This window comes from Pseudomonas sp. AC211 (genome assembly GCF_979258055.1).
This window is the reverse complement of record NZ_OZ409830.1, coordinates 4,487,083-4,503,566: the sequence shown is the minus strand read 5'-3', so window position 1 is coordinate 4,503,566 and position 16,484 is coordinate 4,487,083. Positions and strand designations below refer to the sequence as shown.

The window sequence follows — 16,484 nt, the reverse complement described above, 5'->3', positions numbered from 1 at the left end:
TTGCTGGTAGTCCACGCGCCAGCGCGCGGCGCCCGCTTCCATCAGGCGGCGTTGTTGCGCCTGTTGCTGCCAATCCGCCTCGGGGTAATAAGCGGACACTTGCTCGGCCGGGGTCAGGGCAAACAGCAAGGCAGCAAACAGCTCGCGCGCCTCGGGGTTGGGCGGCAGCAGGCCGTCATTCTGCCATTGGTTGCCGGTCAGCAGTTGGCGCGCCACAGGAATGCCCATGGGATCGATCAGCGACCAGCGCAGCGCCGGGCCTTCCTGTTGCAGCACCAGAAACCAGTCCTGGGTTTGCCCGGCCTGTTCACGCTGCACATGCAATTGCAGCGGCAAGTCCAGACGCGGCGCGTGCGCTGGCAGCGGCGCCTGATGGGCACAGGCGCTCAACAGCAGAGCCAGCAGCAGGGGCGCGAGGAAGCGTTTCATGCGCTGTGGCTCGCCAGTGGTTTGCGCACGGCGGCGTTCACCAGGGTTTCATTGCGCTGGCCCACGGCTTTGGGCTTCACCAGCTTCCAGCGTTCCAGTAAGCCGAAGTCGGCCGAGCGGCTCCACCACAGGTACGGGTACGAAACGTTCTGCGGACCAAACTCGAAACCCTGGGCGCGCAGCATGGCCAGGTATTCGTCGGCGCTGCGTTGCACGTGCATGGGGTGACGGAACAACCAGCGAATCACCCAGGTGTCGATGTAGTACCGGGTCGACTCGGCAAACAGCAGCCAACCGCCGGGTTTAAGCACGCGCCAGAATTCGGCCAGCGCCGCTTCCTGTTCCACCAAATGGTGGAACGTCTGGTGGCAGAAAATCACATCGACGCTGGCGTCCGGCAGCTGAATCGACGCGCAATCGCTGCTCAGCAATTGAACCGCCAAGCCTTCACGTTCGGCCTCGGCGCGGCTCATGGTCAGGCTGTGCGGGTCGGCGTCCAGGCCAATCAGCTGCGCCGGGGCAAACGCGTTTTGCAGCAGACGGAACGACTTGCCCTGCCCACAACCGGCGTCCAGCAATACCGCATCGCTGGGCAGCGCCTGGCCGAGCAGGCCCTTGAGGTCGTTGATCGCCACCCGCAGCACGTGGTGCTGCCAGACGTGACTCTGCAAGAACCAGAAACCGAAGCGGGTTTCCTCAACGTAGTTGCGGCCCGCTGGGTTGTGCGGCGACGGCTGGATCGGTGCGTTCATCGGCTTATCGTCCTTGTCACGCGGTGGCGCACAGCTCGGCCAGCACACGCAGGCGGCGCTTGGGCTCGGCGACGTAGGGGTTTTTCAGGTCCCAGGCGTAGCCGGCCAGAATCGAGCAGATCATGCCGCGAATTTCCGGGGCGGCGGCGGGGTGGTAGATCACGTTTTGGAAGCTCTCGTCGTACCAGCCTTCGACATAGGCGCGGAACGCATCCACCCCACGCTTGAGCGGCGCGGCGAACTCGCTTTGCCAGTCCACCGTTTCACCATTCAACTGACGGTTGAGCAAGCCGGCCGCCATGCTCGCCGAACGCATAGCGATGGTGACGCCGGAGGAGAACACCGGGTCGAGAAATTCCGCCGCGTTGCCCAGCAGCGCGAAGCCCGGGCCGTGCAGCGTTTTGACGTTTGCCGAGTAACCGCCGAGGCTGCGCACCGGGGTGTCCCACTGGGCGTTTTTAATCAGGTTGCCCAGGCTTGGGGTTTCCTCGATAAAGCTGCGCAGCGCCGCTTCCATGTCCTCTGGACGACCCTCGTAGCGCTCGCTGGACGCCACCACGCCCAGGGAGCAGCGGCCGTTGCTGAACGGGATCAGCCAGAACCACACGTCACGCATGGTCGGGTGGGTGGTGACGAGGATTTTCTCGCGGTCGAAAGTCGTATCGTCGATGCGGTCTTCGATGTGGGTAAACAAGGCCTGGCGCACCGGGAAGGCCGACGGCGCTTCCAGGTCGAGCAAGCGCGGCAGCACGCGGCCGTAACCGCTGGCGTCGAGCACGAAGTCGGCTTGCACGCGGTATTCGCTGCCGTCCAGGCGGCGCACGGTGGCAATCGGCTTGGCGGAAAAGTCGGTGGCGATGATTTCTTCTTCGTAACGGATTTCCACGCCTTGCAGCTCGGCCTGATCGGCTAGCAATTTGTCGAACGTGGCGCGCTGCACCTGGAAGGTCCAGCCCTTGCCGTCGGTGAATTTTTCGCGGAAATCAAAATGCGTGCGGCGCTCGCCCCAGGCAAACGCGGCGCCGTTCTTGCGCTGGAAGCCAGCGGCTTCGACGGCTTCAAGCATTCCGGCTTCTTCGACGAAATCCAGGCAATGGGACAGCAGACTTTCGCCGATGGAAAAACGCGGGAATTGCTGACGCTCGATGATCAGCACGTCATGCCCGTTGCGTTTCAGCAGAGCCGCGGCGATAGCGCCGGACGGGCCTGCGCCGATGACCAGTACGCGGCGCTGTTCCAATTCAAGCGACACCATGGGGACTCCTTGTGGCGGACTGTTGCGAAGAAATTCGGGATTTGCCCACGCCCAACAGGGCGGGCAGCAAGGTAGAAAACAGGCTCATCAGCAGCAGGCTGAAATAGGTCAGGGCGTCGATCAGGTGCAGTTGCAGCAGCAGATTGAGGAACACCACTTCGGTCAGGCCGCGAATATTCAGCAGCACACTTTCCGACCATTTCAGCCGCTGGCTGGCGCCGGGCATGGCCCAATGCAAACCGAGCCAACTGCCGAGCAATTTGCTCACCACCGGCAGCGCCAGCAGCGCGCCAAGGTGCAGCCAGGAATAGCTGGCGCCGATGCCGTGGAAATCTACCCGCAGTACGCCGCAGGTCAGAATCAGCGGAATGGCCAGGCCGTTGAGCAGCCACTTCCACTGCGCGGCGGGCAGTGGCAGGGCGAAGGGCTGTTTCAGCCACGCCAGGCACAGCATGTAGCCGATGCCAAACACCAGCGCGTTCAGTTTGAGCTGTTGAAAAACCAGCATCAGGGCGAAGAACGGCAGGCTGTAAAACAGCGCATGGCGCAGGCCCAGTACCTTGTTCAACAGCAGCGGCAGACCGGCGGCCAACAGCGGCCAAAACAAGGTCTGCGGGTCGGCGCTGCCCTGGGCCAGGCCGAACAGGCTCCAGCACATCAGGTCCATCAGAATCGCCGCGTGCAGCAGACGTTTGATGCCCTCGGCCGGGTAGCCGATGTTTTGCAAATACAGAAACAACACCGGAATCGCGGTGATGGAAAACAGCAAGCCGATGCCCACCGCGCTCAGCCAACCGCTTGTGTCCGGCAGCAGCCACAGCGCGGCGGCGATGCCGGCCAGCAGTGGCACGGCGAAACTGGGCAGGGCGATCTTCAGGCTGGCGCTGCTGACGTGAAGGTCCACCACATCGCTGAGGATGTAACCCAGCAGCAGGGCGAAACTCAGGTTGTACAGCAGGCTCAGCCAGGTCGGCGCCAGCAGTTGCTTGGCGCTGAGTTGCCAGTGCGGTTCTACCCACGCCAACAGCAACAACGGAATCGCCAGGCTGGCGACCAGCAATTGGCCGACGATGGGAATCAGCCGTTGGCGCCCCAGCAGCGCGACGCCGCCGAACAAGGCCAAGGCCAGTAGCCAGAACAGCATCACCATCATGACGCCAGCTCCTTGTGCGCGGGGCTGGGCGGTTCACCGGCCCAGGGCGAGAGCAAAAAGCTGAAGGCCAAGCCGATGGTGATGGTCAGGCCGAAGTTGCTCACCGCTGGCGTGCTCGACACGGCCAGCAGGCCGAACGACAGCCAGGTGGTCAGCGCCGACATCAAGGTGCCCAACAAACTGGTGGCTTCGCCGCCGACCCGCTCGCGCATGATGATGGCGTAATCCACGCCAATGGCCGTTACCAACAGCAGGCCGAACAGGCTGAACAAGGTCAGCGGCTGCCCCAGCCAGCCCAGGCTCGCCAAGCTGGCCAGTGCCGCCAGCAGCGACACCGCCAGCACTCGCGCCGCGCCGCGCGGTCCGAACGGCAGGCAGAGCAGGGCGAAGATCAGCAGGCACGAGGCTAGTTTCAGTTCCGCTGCGCTGATTTGCGTGGCGGCGAACAGACGATTGAGCTGCCCGAGGCGGTCGATCAGTTTTACCCCAGGCAAACCGTCGGCTTGGGCAACCAGCAGGTCGGCGTTGCTCAAGCCTTGCAAGCTCACCAAACCAGCCACTTCGCCTTCGCCGGTTGGCCCCAGCCACAGCGTGCGCCACGGCTCGCCGAGTGTGCCGGCCAAGGCTTGTTCAATGCTGCGGTTGGGCAGGGCTTGCAGTTGCCGTACTTCGGCTTCGACCTGTTGCGGCGTAACGCCGAGCGCCTGCAAGGCTGCGCTGTTAGTCGGCACGGCGCTGAGCGAGGCGCGCAGGCTGTTTTGCTCCGAGGCCGGCGCCACCAATTGGCTCAGTGCCAGGTAACTTTTCAATTTGCCGTCGGCAACCAGGGCGTCGAGGCGCTGGCCGAGCAGGTGCTGGCGTTGCAGCAGTTGTTCTTCGTCTTTGCCGCGTACCAGATAGAACTGGCTGGTGGGCTGAAAGCCAATGATCCTGCTGATTGCCTGCGACTGTTGCAGCAACTGCGGCGGGGTACTGGCCCATTGGCGCAGATCGTCCTTGTGCTGCAGTTGCAGCACGCCGCCGGCGCAGAACAGCACGAAGATCAGCAGCAGCCACGGCGTGCCGATACGCGACAGCAAGCGCCGACGCCAAGCCAGCAAACGGGTGGCCAGGCCATACGGTTTGGCCCATGGCACGATCGGCCCTCTGCCGAGCAAGGTCGGCAACAAGCACACCGCACACAGGTAAGAACCCAGCAGGCCGGCCGAGGAAAAAATGGCCACCTGGCTCAAGGCCGGGAATGGCGTAAACGCCAGCGCCAGGTAGCCAATCACGTTGGTGGCCAGGCCCAGGGTTAGGCCGAGGAACGTGGCGCGCAGCGCCTGCCAGCTGTTCCACGGTTGCAACGTCCAGCTTTTGGACAGCAAGTGCAGCGGGTAGTCGATGGCCACGCCAATCAGGCTGGCACCGAGCACCAGCGTCAGGACGTGAATCTGCCCGAACACCGCAACGCATGCGGTAAGACCGGCGAGCACGCCGACGGCGGCGGGCAGCAGCGCCACCAGCACGCGCAAGCGGCGGAAGGCGACCAGGATCAGCAGCAAGGCGCCAATGCTCGACACGCTGCCCATAAAGCTGATTTCGCGGGTGGCCTGACGCTGGCCGTGGGCCGAGTACAGCAGCCCGCTGGTGGCCAGCAGCTCGCCGCCTTGCGCTTGAACCTCGGCGCGGGCGCTGGCTACCAGGGTTTCTACGGCCAACGGCAGGTTGCCATCGAAGGCATCGCCACGGGTGCGCGCGCGCAGCAGCGCCCAGGTTTTGCCGTCACTTTCGGCCAGCAGTGCGCCGCTCAGGTCGACTTGCACGTTGTGGGCACGCGGCAGCTTTTTCTCGATCAGGGCGCCAAGGCCCAGCCAATCCTGCTCGGTGGCGATCAGCCCCTGGCTGCGGAAGGGGTCGAATAAATCCTGCACGCGGCGTTCGACGAAGGCGCGGGGGTCTTGCTGAAGCAACTGGCGGTCTTCAGCGCCGAGCAAAGCCAGGCGATTGCCGAGCACCTGCTGGCGCACCTGGGCGAGGTCGTAGCTGACATCCCACTGCACTTTTTCGAACAGTTTTTCCTGCTGCCATTGCTGGCCAATGGCGGCCGCCTGGCTCAGGGCTTTCTGCCGGTCGGGAAAGCTGATCAGCACCACCAACTCGCGGTTCAGCGGTTCCTGAACGATTTTTTCCGCGCGCTGTTCCAGCAGGTCCGGCGTGTCGCTGGGCACCAGTTCCAGCAGATTCGCGGAAATCGGCGCACCGCCGCGCCACTGCCAGGCGGCCACGGCCAGCAGCGCCAACAGCGCGACGGTAAAGAGCCGAGGCCCCCAGTGATCAATCCGCGAAAGCATGACGGTCCGTGTCGCTGAGTTGGCTCTCGGCGTGGCTATCGGTCAGGCGCAGCACGGTGCTGTCGCCCTGGGTTTCACGCAGTTCGATGCGCGCCACTTGCTCGCCGCCCTGAATCTGAATGGCGCTGAAAATTTGCTTGAGCATCAGGCTGCGCGGCGTCAGGTCGAGGGTCCAGGCGCCGGCTTCGCCGCTCAGTCGCAAGTCGAAGTCCTGGCGCAAGCCGCTGCTGTCGCCTTTGAGCACGGCCAGAAACAGACGGTTCTGCTGGGCGCTGGCGCTTTGCTGTGCCACGGGCTGCCAACCTTGTGGCGTGCGCTTGGCGATGCCGCTGCCGTCGATGCGGTATTCCTGTTGCAGCGGCGTTTGCAATTGCCAGAGCAAACCGAGGTCTTTGCTCAGCACAAACTGGCCCGTGCTGGTGAACGGCTTGGGCAACGCGCGCAGGTGTTTTTCCTGCACGAACGGGCCGCGCACCACGGCCGGTTTGGCCAGTTGAGCGGCCAGTTGGTCGAGGTCGAAGGCGTGGGCCAGCGGCGCCAGCGCCACGCTCAGCAGCAGGGCAAGGAAGCGCTTCATGGGATGGCGCGCTCGACGGCCTGAACGAACACGGCAGGCGAGGCCAGCTGCATTTCCAGGCTGGCGATTTCCACCGCCACTTGCACGCTGCTGGCGCGGGTCATGCGCTCGCCGGTGGCGGCGTCGCTGATCAGGTAATTGATCTTCAGGCGGTTTTCCCACTCCACCAGATCGGCGCGCACGATCAGGCGCTGACCGAACTTGGCACCGCGCATGTAGCGCAGTTGCAGGTCGATGATGGGCCAGGCGTAACCGGCCTCGCGCATGTTGGCGTAGTTGTGGCCGATCTTGTCGAGCAGCGCGCAACGCGCCACTTCGAGGTATTTGACGTAGTGGCCGTGCCAGACGATTTCCATCATGTCGACGTCGAAAAACGGCACCACCACTTCGATTTCGGTTTGGATCACGCCATGGCTACGCATACAGGCTCCAGTGGCGGCTGCGGATGCGCGTCAGGCACAGGCGCAGTTCGCGCTCCAGGGCGCGGTCTTCGATCACCGGCGGGAAGTCTTCGGCCAATTGCTGGTGCATGGCGGCGAGCGACGGTGGCAGCGGCCGGGCGTCTTGCTCGTGGCCACGCAGCCACACGCCCTGGTTGGCGGCGATCAGAGTGGCGGCGGCCACTTGCTCGGTGAGCTCCAGGCTACGCAAGGCGTCGCGCGCGGCAATGGTGCCCATGCTGACTTTGTCTTGGTTGTGGCATTCGGTGGAGCGCGAGAACACGCTGGCCGGCATGCTGTTTTTCAGCGCCTCGGCGGTCCAGGCGCTGGCGCCGATTTGCACGGCTTTGAAGCCGTGGTTGATCATCGCCGTGTGGGCCGGCGCGCCGGACAAGTTACTGGGCAAGCCGTGGTTGTAACGGGTGTCGACCAGCAGCGCGAGCTGGCGGTCGAGCAGGTCGGCGACGTTGGCCACCAGGTTTTTCAGACCGTCCATGGCAAAGGCGATATGCCCGCCATAGAAGTGCCCGCCGTGCAGCACGCGCTCGGCCTCGGCGTCGATGATCGGGTTGTCGTTGGCGCTGTTCAGTTCAATTTCGATGAACTGGCGCAACCAGCCCAGGCTGTCGGCCAACACGCCGAGCACATGGGGTGCGCAGCGCAGCGAGTAGCGGTCTTGCAGACGATGCAGCGGTGCGGTTGGGGCGTCGATGGCCAGGTCTTTGCGCAGCCAGGCGGCGACTTGGGTTTGGCCCGGGTGCGGCTTGGCGGCAAACAGGCGCTCGTCGAAGTGTTCCGGGTTGCCTTGCAGCGCCACCACATTGAGGGCGGTGATGCGCGTGGCCAATTGCAACAGGTAGTCGGCGCGCGAGTAGGCCAGGCAGGCGAGGCCGGTCATCACGGCGGTGCCGTTCATCAAGGCCAGAGCTTCTTTGGGGCGCAGGGTCAGCGGCTGCCAGTCGAGCTCGGCATGCACCTCGGCGGCGCTGCGCACTTCACCACGGAACAGCACGTCGCGCTCGCCAGTGAGGGTGGCGGCCACGTAGGAAAGCGGCGTCAGGTCGCCGCTGGCGCCCACCGAGCCTTCTTCCGGAATCAGCGGCAGTACGTCGTGATCGAGGAAGGCTTGCAGGCGTTCCAGCAACTCGATGCGCACGCCGGACACGCCCTGGCACAGCGACTGCAAGCGCGCCGCTAACACCGCGCGGGTGGCGACCGGGCCGAGCAATTTGCCCAGGCCGCAGCCGTGGAAGGTGAACAGGTGTCGCGGCAAGGCCTCAACGTGTTCCAACGGCACCGCCACCACGCAAGAGTCGCCGTAGCCGGTGGTTACACCGTAGATCACGCCTTCTTTGTCGAGCAACGAGTCGAGAAACTGCGAGCCTTTGGCGATGCGCTGGCGGAATTCGCCGTCGCTTTGCAGGGCGGTTGGGCTGCGTTGTTCGGCCAGGTTGACCACCTGCTCAATGCTCAGCGGTTGGGCGCCGAACACCACGGTGGGGGCGTGTGTGCTAGTCATGGGCTATCCAGAAGGGGAAGAAGTTGAACCATTGCTGCGGCGCTTGCAGGCAGTAGTGCGCCAGCCGCTCGGCATACGCTTGGGCGTGCCGCTCGATCACCTGCTCGCGGTCGCTGCGGCGCCATTCAATGCGCTCAGCGAACGGTTCGAGGGTGACCTGATAACGGCCGTTGAGTTTTAGACAGAACAGCAAATTGATCGGGCATTGCAGCAAGCCCGCCAGCAGCCACGGACCTTGCGGCAGCTCGGCCGGGTGGCCGAGAAAATTCACCCGCGCGCGGCGCCCGCCATGCAGCGGCACGCGGTCGCCGGCAATCGCCAGCCACTCGCCGCGCTCCAGGCGCTGGCTGAGTTGCAGCATGATCGCGGCGTCCAGCTCACTCACTTGAATCAGGCGCAAATGGGTGGCGCCGGCCTGGTTGAGCAAGCGGTTGAATTGCTCGGCGTGCTTGGTGTGGACCAGCACATTCATCTGCACTTTTTCGCCCAGTTCGGCGAGGGCGCGACAGACTTCGAGGTTGCCCAGGTGCGCGCCCACCAGCATTTGCCCGCGCTGGTCGCGGTGCAGCTTGCCGCGCACATCGGTGTTGTCTATCAGGGTGACCTGCTCCAGGCCCAGGCGCCCGCTCCAGACGTCGAGCTTGTCGAGCAAGGTGTCGGCGAAGGCCATGAACTGGTTGAACACGGAACGGCGGGTCGGCTGTAGATCCGGGCGGGCGCTCCAGTCGGCCAGACGCTGCTGATACTCCTGCACGCTGTGCCGCGCGCTGCGCCCGGCCAGGTAGAAATACAGCACGATCACATGCAGCAGCGGGCTGAGTACGCGGCGCCCGAGGTTGCGCGCCAGCCAGGCAGTGAACGCCATCAGCAGGTAACTGCCGCGCTCGTTATGCCGTGCCCAGTGGCCGTTTTTCATCGCAACCACCGGCGAGCGAGAATGGCCGGCGAGCGCCAGAGCATGCCGAAGAACAGGATGGCGTGCATTTTCGAGATCAGCACGTTGTCGAGCAGCACGCGAAAATGCGAGAGGCCGTCTTGCGGGTATTGCACCTTAACGGGCAGCCAGATCATGGCCTGGTTACGCCAGCTCAGGCGCACCAGCACTTCGGTGTCGAAGTCCATGCGCTTGCCCATCTTCACCGAGTTGATGAGCGCCAGCGTGGAGGCCAGCGGGTATACGCGAAAGCCGCACATGGAGTCGCGAATCTGCAGCGACAGGCTGTTGATCCACACCCACATGTGGGTGATGTAGCGCGCATACAACCGGCCTTTTGGAACACTGTGATCGAACTGCGGGTAGCCGCAAATCAGATGGCCCGGCTGCGCCGCTGACTGCTGCAAAAATTGCGGCAGGTTGGTCAGGTCGTGCTGGCCGTCAGCGTCCACTTGCAGGGCGTGCGTAAAGCCCAGCCGAGCAGCTTCGCGCAGGCCCGCCATGACGGCGCCGCCTTTGCCTTGGTTTTCCATGAGGCGAACCAGGTGGGTGTTTTCACGCGTGGCGAGTTGATCCATCACCGCCGCGCAAGCCGGGCTCGACGCATCGTCCACCAACACGCATGGCAGGCCGCTGGCATGCAGCGCCTCGACCACGGCGGGCAGCGCGTGTTCGTGGTTGTACACGGGGATGACCGCGCACACGGCGTGACTGGCGGGCGGGTTAGGCGTCGACACGGGCCGCCTCCAGCAAAATGCGCCCGGACGAGCACGCGGCCTCGCCATTGCGGTAGCTGAAATACAACTTGCCGCGCTCCGCATCGAAGCGCAGGTGCAACTGCAAGCGGTCGCCGGGGCGCGCCAGTTGCTGGAACTTCAGCACTTCCATGCCGCAGAAACGCGGCGGCAACACCATCAGTTGCCGCGCCAGATTCTGCGCCCAATCGACCTGCACCACGCCGGGCAAAATCGGCGTTTTCGGGAAGTGGCCGGTGAAGTGCGCGAGGTCCAGCGGCACGTCCAGCTCCAGGTGCCATTCGCCATTTTCTTCTCGCTGGCTGACCACATCCGGCAGCAGCGTGCGCGGCGCGTGCAGCAGTTGTTCGAGCGACGCTTGCGGCAGTTTGCCCTGGGCGTTCAGCGGTAAATGGCGCACCAGACGCCAGCGACGCGGCAGCGCCAGGGCGATGCAATGCGGGCTCAGGTGCTGACGCAGGCTGTCGGTGACGGCGCGGCGGCCTTGATTGCGCAACGCGTGCAAGCCAGCGTCGTTCAGTGCCACCAACGCGCCGAGGTAGGCACGCTTGTCGTGCACCACGCCAAAGCGCGCCTCGCCCACCCACGGGTGTGTGGCCAGCGCCTGTTCGAGCATGGGCAGGGAGATGCGGTTTTCTTCCAGTTTGACGATGCGGTCGAGTCGGCCCAGCAGTTCGAAACGGCCGTCGTCATGCAACGTGGCGCCATCGGCGGTTTGCTCGGTATGACCGGGCGCGAGGTAGGGCGAGCGAATGTACAGCGCGCCGTCTTCGTTAAGGCCGACCTGCACATCGGCAAACGGCTGCCACTGCGAACCGCCCTGGCGCCAGGCGATGCCGCCGGTTTCCGAACTGCCGAATATTTCGGTGGGCACCTGGCCGAGCAGTTCGCCCAGCTGCGCGCCGGTTTCTGCTGGCAGCGGGCCGCCTGAGGAAAACACCCGGCGCACGCGGCTCAGCGCCTGCCAGTCGAGGTTGTCGCCCATGCGTTTGAGCAGCGCCGGGCTGGCGATCCAGGCGAAATTCGTTTGCGGCAGACTCCAGCGTTGCAAATCTTCCGGGAAGGGTTGTGGGCGACGTACAAATACGCGGCCCGCACACAGCGGCCAGAGCACGCGGAATAACAGGCCGTAAATGTGCTGCGCGGCGACGCTGCCGACGATCACCGCATCGCCCAGCTCTTCGCCCCACAGGGCTTGCAGGGCGGCGACTTCGTTGTGCATCTGGCGCAGGGTTTTGTCGATCAGCTTGGGCTCGCCGCTGGAGCCGGAGGTGCACAGGGTCAGGCCGATAAAATCGAGATCGAGCGTGGCGGCTGGCAGTGGCTCGGCGTGCAGCTCGGCCAGGCGCGCGTCACCGTCCTGGTCGCTGAGCCAGAGATCCACCTGCGGCGCCAGGCGTTCGCGGCTTTGCGCTTGCAGATCGGCTGGCAGCAACACGCGCACGCCGGCACGCCAGGCGCCCAGCAGGGCAATGGCCAACTCGGCGCTGTCTTCCAGGTGCACGGCCATGTTGCGCACGCCGCGGGCTTGCAGGCCGGCGGCGACGCTCAGCGCTTGCACGCACAGGTCGGCATGTTGCAACGCCGGCTCAATGGCGACTGGGCGTTGCAGCACGGGGCTGAGCAGGTCTTGCAGGGTTATCCATTTCATAGTCGGCATTTCATAGCTGGCACTTCATCCCTGGGCTCGCACACGTTGGCGCACCAGCCATTCACCGGCGAACAACAGGCCCATCAAAACGTAAGAAATCACGCCGGTGTAGAGCGTCCACCAGCTCAACGGCGCCCACAGCGTGAGGGCGCTGACCAATAGCGCATTGAACACAAAGAACCCACACCACACTTTGGTCACTTGCCGGGTGTAGACGATGGCCACTTCAGGCAGCTCCGGCTCCCGCAGCCGCGCCAGGCGTTCGACCATCGGCGGGCCGTATTTCAGGCTGAGGCCGAACAGCCCCAGGCCGAACAGGCTGATGAGCGCCGGATACCAGCGCAGCACCTCGTGACTGTCCGCCAGGCCCAGCAATACGCAAAAGCCCAGCGCAGCGGTGGCCATGCCGCGGCTGCCCGGACGTTGCCCCTGCGTCAGGAAGCGCGCCAGCCACAAGCCGCCGAGCAGCAGGGCAAAGAAGCGCGGCGACAGGTGTTGCTGGCCGTAATACACCGCGAAGGGGTAGGCCAGGCCGGCCACCAGCAGCACCAAACCAATCAGGCGGTTCATGCCTTGTCCACGAACAACACCCTCAGGCGGCGGGCGCGTTGACCAGGCGGAACACCGCCTCGACCACGTCACCGACGGTGCGCACGGCCTTGAAGTCTTCAGCGGCGAGTTTCTTGCCGGTTTTGCGCTTGATGTGGTCGATCAGGTCGACGGCGTCGATGCTGTCGATTTCCAGGTCCTGGTACAGGTTGGCTTCCAGGGTGACGCGCTCGGGCTCAAGCTCGAACAGCTCGACCAGCGACTCGCGCAGGGTGGTGAAGATTTCGTCACGGTTTTGCATGGTCATCTCTCTTACGCGGCTTGCTGTGCAGACACGAACACAGCAAGGCTAGCCACGTTGGCGAAGTGCTTGCGGGTGTCTTTGGCGTCGGCGTCAATCTTGAAGCCGAAGCGCTTTTGGATAGCCAGGCCCAGCTCCAGGGCGTCGACCGAATCCAGGCCCAGGCCTTCGCCGAACAGCGGCATCTCGGCGTCGATATCGTCGGGGCCGATGTCTTCCAGGCCCAGTGCCTCGATGATCAGGTTTTTTATTTCAAGTTGCAGATCGCTCATCTTTGGCGAGCTCCTTAATAAAGTGTTGGTGCAGATGTTCGTTGAGTTTGCGCGAGGCGATGGGTGCCGAGCTGTGGGCGGCGAATTGCTGCGGGTCGATGTCCTCGCCCACGCGCATTTTGAAGTGGAAGCGCCGCGCCGGGATGCGGTACCAAGGCTCGGCCTTGGTCAGCGTGGTGGGCGTTACGCTGATGACCACTGGCGTCACCACCGTTGCACCGCGCAAGGCGATAGCGGCGGCGCCCCGGTGAAACTCTGGCGCCTGCCCCGGCGTGGTGCGCGTGCCTTCGGGGAATATCACCAGGGTTTGCCCTTCACGCAGCGCGCCGGAGGTTTCGTCGAGCATGTCCATGCTGCCGCTGTTGCTGATGTACTCGGCAGCACGAATCGGCCCACGCATGCTGGGGTTGTCCCACAGGCTCTGCTTGACCACGCAGTTGGCGTCGCGGATGAAGGCAATGAGCACCACCACGTCGATCAGCGACGGGTGATTGGCGATGACCATTTGTCCCGGACGCCCAAGGCGCTCGATGCCTTGCACTTCAAACGTGAGCACGCCGGTGCGGTGCATGAACTCCACGAACGCGCGGAACGTCCAGCTCACGGTGGCACGGGCGCGGGTGCGGCGCGCCACGGCGTCGCCCGGCAGCAGCGACAGCAGCGGGAACACCACGATGCGCAGCAGTACGCCACCGACCCCGAACAGCGTGAAGCTCAGGGCGGTTGCGATCAGGCGCCACCAATAGGGCGCGCTGTAACGGCTCAGGCGCTGTTCTGTTGCCAGCTCCATTGTCGATTCCTCCAACGATGCTCCAAGGTGGTTGCGCCGTTATTCAAGGCGCAAACCAGGTTAAGTGCGTGCGGCCACTCTGCGGTGGCTGTATCGGCAGGTGTTGCGTGTGCTTGCGTTTTGGTACTCAGGTGCAGGTTCCAGCGGTCGCCTGGCGTCAGCAGCAGTGCGACGGCGTAGGGAAACGGAACATCACTCACCCAACCGGCATAGGCGGCGGGCGGTGTGTCTTCGGCGATCACCAGCAATACCGCGGGCGCACCATCGGCCAGTAACAACTGCGCCTCCAGCACTGCATGTTCCAGGCCATCGGCTTCGCCGGCCAGCGCGGTCATTTCGCTGGTGTCGCCGCGCATGATCGACCACTGGCCGATGATGGCGTTGTGCACAGAAAGGCTGAATTGAGTGGGCGACAAGGGCGCGCCAGCGCTGACATCGCTGAGCAGGGCAAAGGTGCGCGGGGTTTCACCGTGACGGGACACAAACACCAGCGGCAGCGGCGCGCCATGGGCGTCGGCCAGTGGCCAGGCGACGCTGAAGGCCATGCGCGCCAGCGGGCTGAGGCGGCGGCGCTGCATGGCCGGAAGAAAGCTGACGTCGGGCAGCGAATCGCTGGCGGCAGGCGGCTCGGACTGTTGGCTCCATGCCAGCCAGTCAGCTTCCTGTTCCAGGCCGGGGGCCCAGGCACGCCATTGTTCGATTGAGAAATGCATCGGCAGCTTTTGCGTCCATGTAAAAAAGGCGATCGCTCCTGGCTTGGCCAGGTCCCTCGAACAGCCGCAGCTGTCTTCGCCGGTGGAAAAGTCGCAACCGCGCTAGCGCCATAGCAAAGTGCCGGCATTATCCCGACGCGGCGGGGCTCAGGCAAACTTTGGTTACAGGTGCGGTTTTGCGGGCGCTATTTTGCCCATGTTGCGGAGAAATATCCGCGCCGCTGGTCACTGTTCGCGGTAGTGCCTCGCCCTGGCGGTGCGCTTTGCATAGAATCCGGGACTATTCGAGGCTCAGGACGAGGTGGGGATATGCGACGCGTAGTGTTTAACCAGAAAGGGGGCGTGGGGAAATCCAGCATCGCCTGCAACCTGGCGGCGGTGAGTGCCCAAGAGGGCTATCGCACGTTGCTCATCGACCTGGACGCCCAGGCCAACTCCACGCAGTACCTCACCGGGCTGACCGGCGAAGACATCCCCATGGGAATCGCCGATTTCTTCAAGCAAACCTTATCGACGGGGCCGTTTTCCAAGAAAGGTCAGGTAGACATCTACGAAACGCCGTTCGACAACTTGCACGTGGTGACCGCCACTCGTGAATTGGCCGACTTGCAGCCAAAGCTGGAAGCCAAACACAAGATTAACAAGCTGCGCAAATTGCTCGACGACTTGTCCGAAGACTACGATCGCATTTACCTCGACACGCCGCCGGCCCTCAATTTCTACACCGTTTCAGCGATGATCGCGGCTGATCGTGTGCTTATTCCCTTCGACTGCGACAGTTTTTCTCGCCAGGCGCTGTACAGCCTGTTGGCCGAGATTGAAGAGCTGAAGGAAGACCACAACGAGGGGTTGGAGGTTGAGGGGATTGTGGTCAACCAATTCCAGGCACGGGCGAGTTTGCCGCAGCAGTTGCTGGATGAATTGATTGCCGAGGGCTTGCCGGTGTTGCCGGTGTACCTGGCCAGCTCGGTGAAGATGCGTGAATCGCATCAGGTGTCGGTGCCGCTGATTTTCTTGGAGCCCAAGCATAAGTTGACGTTGCAGTTTGTGGAGTTGCATAACTTGCTGGAGGCTGGGGTTTAGGGGCCCATTGATTATTCATTCGCGTGTTGTTCAGCTTTTAGGTATGGCGAGCGATTCTTGATCCCCGCGCCGTACGTGGGGGTTGAATAACGCGCCAACCCCGCCTGTCCCAAGCGCCAACCCCCACCTGACCATTTTCGGCAGTTTCCGCCCCCTCAAGGTCGCACCCTTCCCATCTCCCGCCCCCACCGCCCCCGATTTAAGTACTTGAATCCCTTGGCATGTTTTCTGCGATAGCCGTGTGTCTGCCTTTCTTCTACGGATTGCCCATGTCCACTTCCACCGCCGCCTATGCCCAAGCCCGTTGGGACGAGTTGGAGCGTCAAAGCGACCTCGACTGGGACCTGGACGCAATCACCGACCGCCGCGAAGCGGTGGCGTTTTTGCAGCGGTTTGAGAATCGGTTGTGCATCTATTCCAGCTATGTGGAGAAGCTGTACAGCAATTACAGCTTCGTGGTGCCGGAGTCGGAGGAGGGCAGCATCACGATTCTTCCGGATGAACAGGCCTGGCACGATACGTTCAATGACGTGCCGGCCGATGCCGTGGAGCCCACCGGTATTCACATTTTGCCGGGCGAAACCATGGGCTATACCGGGCTGTATTTGAAGATTCCCGGCGAGCACCGGTTGGTAGCGTCGAAAGAGTTGCCGTTTCAGGAAGGGCTCAAGCTGCTGATCCAGCGCTACGCGGCCAAGGGCGAGACCTTTTTGCCGGTGCTGATCAAGGGCGATCTGCGCGAATACGAGGCGCGTATGCCGTCGCTGCATCTGCATCGCATCAATCCGGACAAGCTGGGCAACAGCTCCAAACTCAGTGTCGACGCCATCAAGGGCGCCATTGCCGATCACCTGATCGCGCTGTTCCGTCAGCACTGACCGCAGTGGCGTTACGCCAGTGTGATTTCTCGTAACAGTCGCCCCGCGCGCCCCGTTATCTCACCTCTACAGACTCGACTATGGGTCGGGCGCCGGTTGC

17 protein-coding genes and 1 pseudogene are annotated in these 16,484 nt (G+C 63.6%); 2 read left to right on the top strand and 16 right to left on the bottom strand.

The features are described 5' to 3' along the window. Positions 1–60 precede the first annotated feature (60 nt). The 16 genes and pseudogenes from ACZZZP_RS21280 to ACZZZP_RS21205 all read right to left on the bottom strand — a co-directional run. Positions 61–429, bottom strand: a pseudogene (locus ACZZZP_RS21280) (hypothetical protein); the annotation flags it as partial. Further along, positions 426–1,181: a class I SAM-dependent methyltransferase gene (locus ACZZZP_RS21275; RefSeq protein ID WP_463384027.1), complete on the bottom strand. Its 756-nt coding sequence runs from the start codon at positions 1,179–1,181 to the stop codon at positions 426–428. The pseudogene ACZZZP_RS21280 and the gene ACZZZP_RS21275, both read right to left, overlap by 4 nt. A 16-nt stretch (positions 1,182–1,197) precedes the next feature. Further along, on the bottom strand, positions 1,198–2,436 hold the full coding sequence (locus tag ACZZZP_RS21270) for an NAD(P)/FAD-dependent oxidoreductase (RefSeq protein WP_463384026.1): 1,239 nt from the start codon (positions 2,434–2,436) through the stop codon (positions 1,198–1,200). Next, positions 2,423–3,589, bottom strand: coding sequence for a sodium:proton antiporter (locus ACZZZP_RS21265; protein ID WP_463384025.1), 1,167 nt, complete (start codon positions 3,587–3,589; stop codon positions 2,423–2,425). Before ACZZZP_RS21265 ends, ACZZZP_RS21270 begins: the two co-directional genes overlap by 14 nt. Continuing rightward, positions 3,586–5,922 carry an MMPL family transporter gene (locus ACZZZP_RS21260; RefSeq protein WP_463384024.1) on the bottom strand — a complete coding sequence of 779 codons (2,337 nt, stop codon included), beginning with the start codon at positions 5,920–5,922 and terminating at the stop codon, positions 3,586–3,588. The genes ACZZZP_RS21265 and ACZZZP_RS21260 overlap by 4 nt, the downstream gene beginning before the upstream one ends. Further along, a complete protein-coding gene (locus ACZZZP_RS21255) occupies positions 5,906–6,499 on the bottom strand; it encodes an outer membrane lipoprotein carrier protein LolA (RefSeq protein ID WP_463384023.1) in 594 nt (197 codons plus the stop codon). Before ACZZZP_RS21255 ends, ACZZZP_RS21260 begins: the two co-directional genes overlap by 17 nt. Then, a complete protein-coding gene (locus ACZZZP_RS21250) occupies positions 6,496–6,921 on the bottom strand; it encodes an acyl-CoA thioesterase (protein ID WP_463384022.1) in 426 nt (141 codons plus the stop codon). Before ACZZZP_RS21250 ends, ACZZZP_RS21255 begins: the two co-directional genes overlap by 4 nt. Further along, complete coding sequence (locus tag ACZZZP_RS21245; protein WP_463384021.1) at positions 6,914–8,458, bottom strand: HAL/PAL/TAL family ammonia-lyase; 1,545 nt, start codon at positions 8,456–8,458, stop codon at positions 6,914–6,916. Before ACZZZP_RS21245 ends, ACZZZP_RS21250 begins: the two co-directional genes overlap by 8 nt. Then, positions 8,451–9,374, bottom strand: a complete 924-nt coding sequence (locus ACZZZP_RS21240) for an LpxL/LpxP family acyltransferase (RefSeq protein WP_463384020.1) — start codon at positions 9,372–9,374, stop codon at positions 8,451–8,453. The genes ACZZZP_RS21245 and ACZZZP_RS21240 overlap by 8 nt, the downstream gene beginning before the upstream one ends. Next, a complete protein-coding gene (locus ACZZZP_RS21235; RefSeq protein ID WP_463384019.1) occupies positions 9,371–10,129 on the bottom strand; it encodes a glycosyltransferase family 2 protein in 759 nt (252 codons plus the stop codon). The genes ACZZZP_RS21240 and ACZZZP_RS21235 overlap by 4 nt, the downstream gene beginning before the upstream one ends. Next, positions 10,116–11,798: an AMP-binding protein gene (locus tag ACZZZP_RS21230; RefSeq protein ID WP_463384018.1), complete on the bottom strand. Its 1,683-nt coding sequence runs from the start codon at positions 11,796–11,798 to the stop codon at positions 10,116–10,118. The genes ACZZZP_RS21235 and ACZZZP_RS21230 overlap by 14 nt, the downstream gene beginning before the upstream one ends. Before the next feature lie 24 nt (positions 11,799–11,822). Beyond that, complete coding sequence (locus ACZZZP_RS21225) at positions 11,823–12,368, bottom strand: COG4648 family protein (RefSeq protein WP_463536826.1); 546 nt, start codon at positions 12,366–12,368, stop codon at positions 11,823–11,825. A 22-nt stretch (positions 12,369–12,390) separates the two neighbouring features. Further along, a complete protein-coding gene (locus tag ACZZZP_RS21220) occupies positions 12,391–12,648 on the bottom strand; it encodes an acyl carrier protein (protein WP_122451522.1) in 258 nt (85 codons plus the stop codon). Positions 12,649–12,659: 11 nt separating this feature from the next. Continuing rightward, positions 12,660–12,920, bottom strand: a complete 261-nt coding sequence (locus ACZZZP_RS21215; protein WP_122451521.1) for a phosphopantetheine-binding protein — start codon at positions 12,918–12,920, stop codon at positions 12,660–12,662. Continuing rightward, positions 12,901–13,710 (bottom strand): lysophospholipid acyltransferase family protein, encoded by an 810-nt coding sequence (locus tag ACZZZP_RS21210; protein WP_122491896.1) that lies wholly within the window; start codon positions 13,708–13,710, stop codon positions 12,901–12,903. Before ACZZZP_RS21210 ends, ACZZZP_RS21215 begins: the two co-directional genes overlap by 20 nt. Then, the gene (locus ACZZZP_RS21205) at positions 13,683–14,423 is read right to left on the bottom strand and encodes a beta-ketoacyl synthase chain length factor (protein WP_463384017.1); all 741 of its coding nucleotides are present in this window, start codon (positions 14,421–14,423) and stop codon (positions 13,683–13,685) included. The genes ACZZZP_RS21210 and ACZZZP_RS21205 overlap by 28 nt, the downstream gene beginning before the upstream one ends. Positions 14,424–14,732: 309 nt before the next feature. On the opposite strand from ACZZZP_RS21205, the gene ACZZZP_RS21200 reads away from it, so the two are divergent. Both ACZZZP_RS21200 and ACZZZP_RS21195 read left to right on the top strand, forming a co-directional pair. Continuing rightward, positions 14,733–15,506 carry a ParA family protein gene (locus ACZZZP_RS21200; protein ID WP_122491895.1) on the top strand — a complete coding sequence of 258 codons (774 nt, stop codon included), beginning with the start codon at positions 14,733–14,735 and terminating at the stop codon, positions 15,504–15,506. A 269-nt stretch (positions 15,507–15,775) separates the two neighbouring features. Next, positions 15,776–16,384: a hypothetical protein gene (locus tag ACZZZP_RS21195; RefSeq protein WP_122491894.1), complete on the top strand. Its 609-nt coding sequence runs from the start codon at positions 15,776–15,778 to the stop codon at positions 16,382–16,384. The last annotated feature ends 100 nt before the right edge of the window (positions 16,385–16,484 follow it).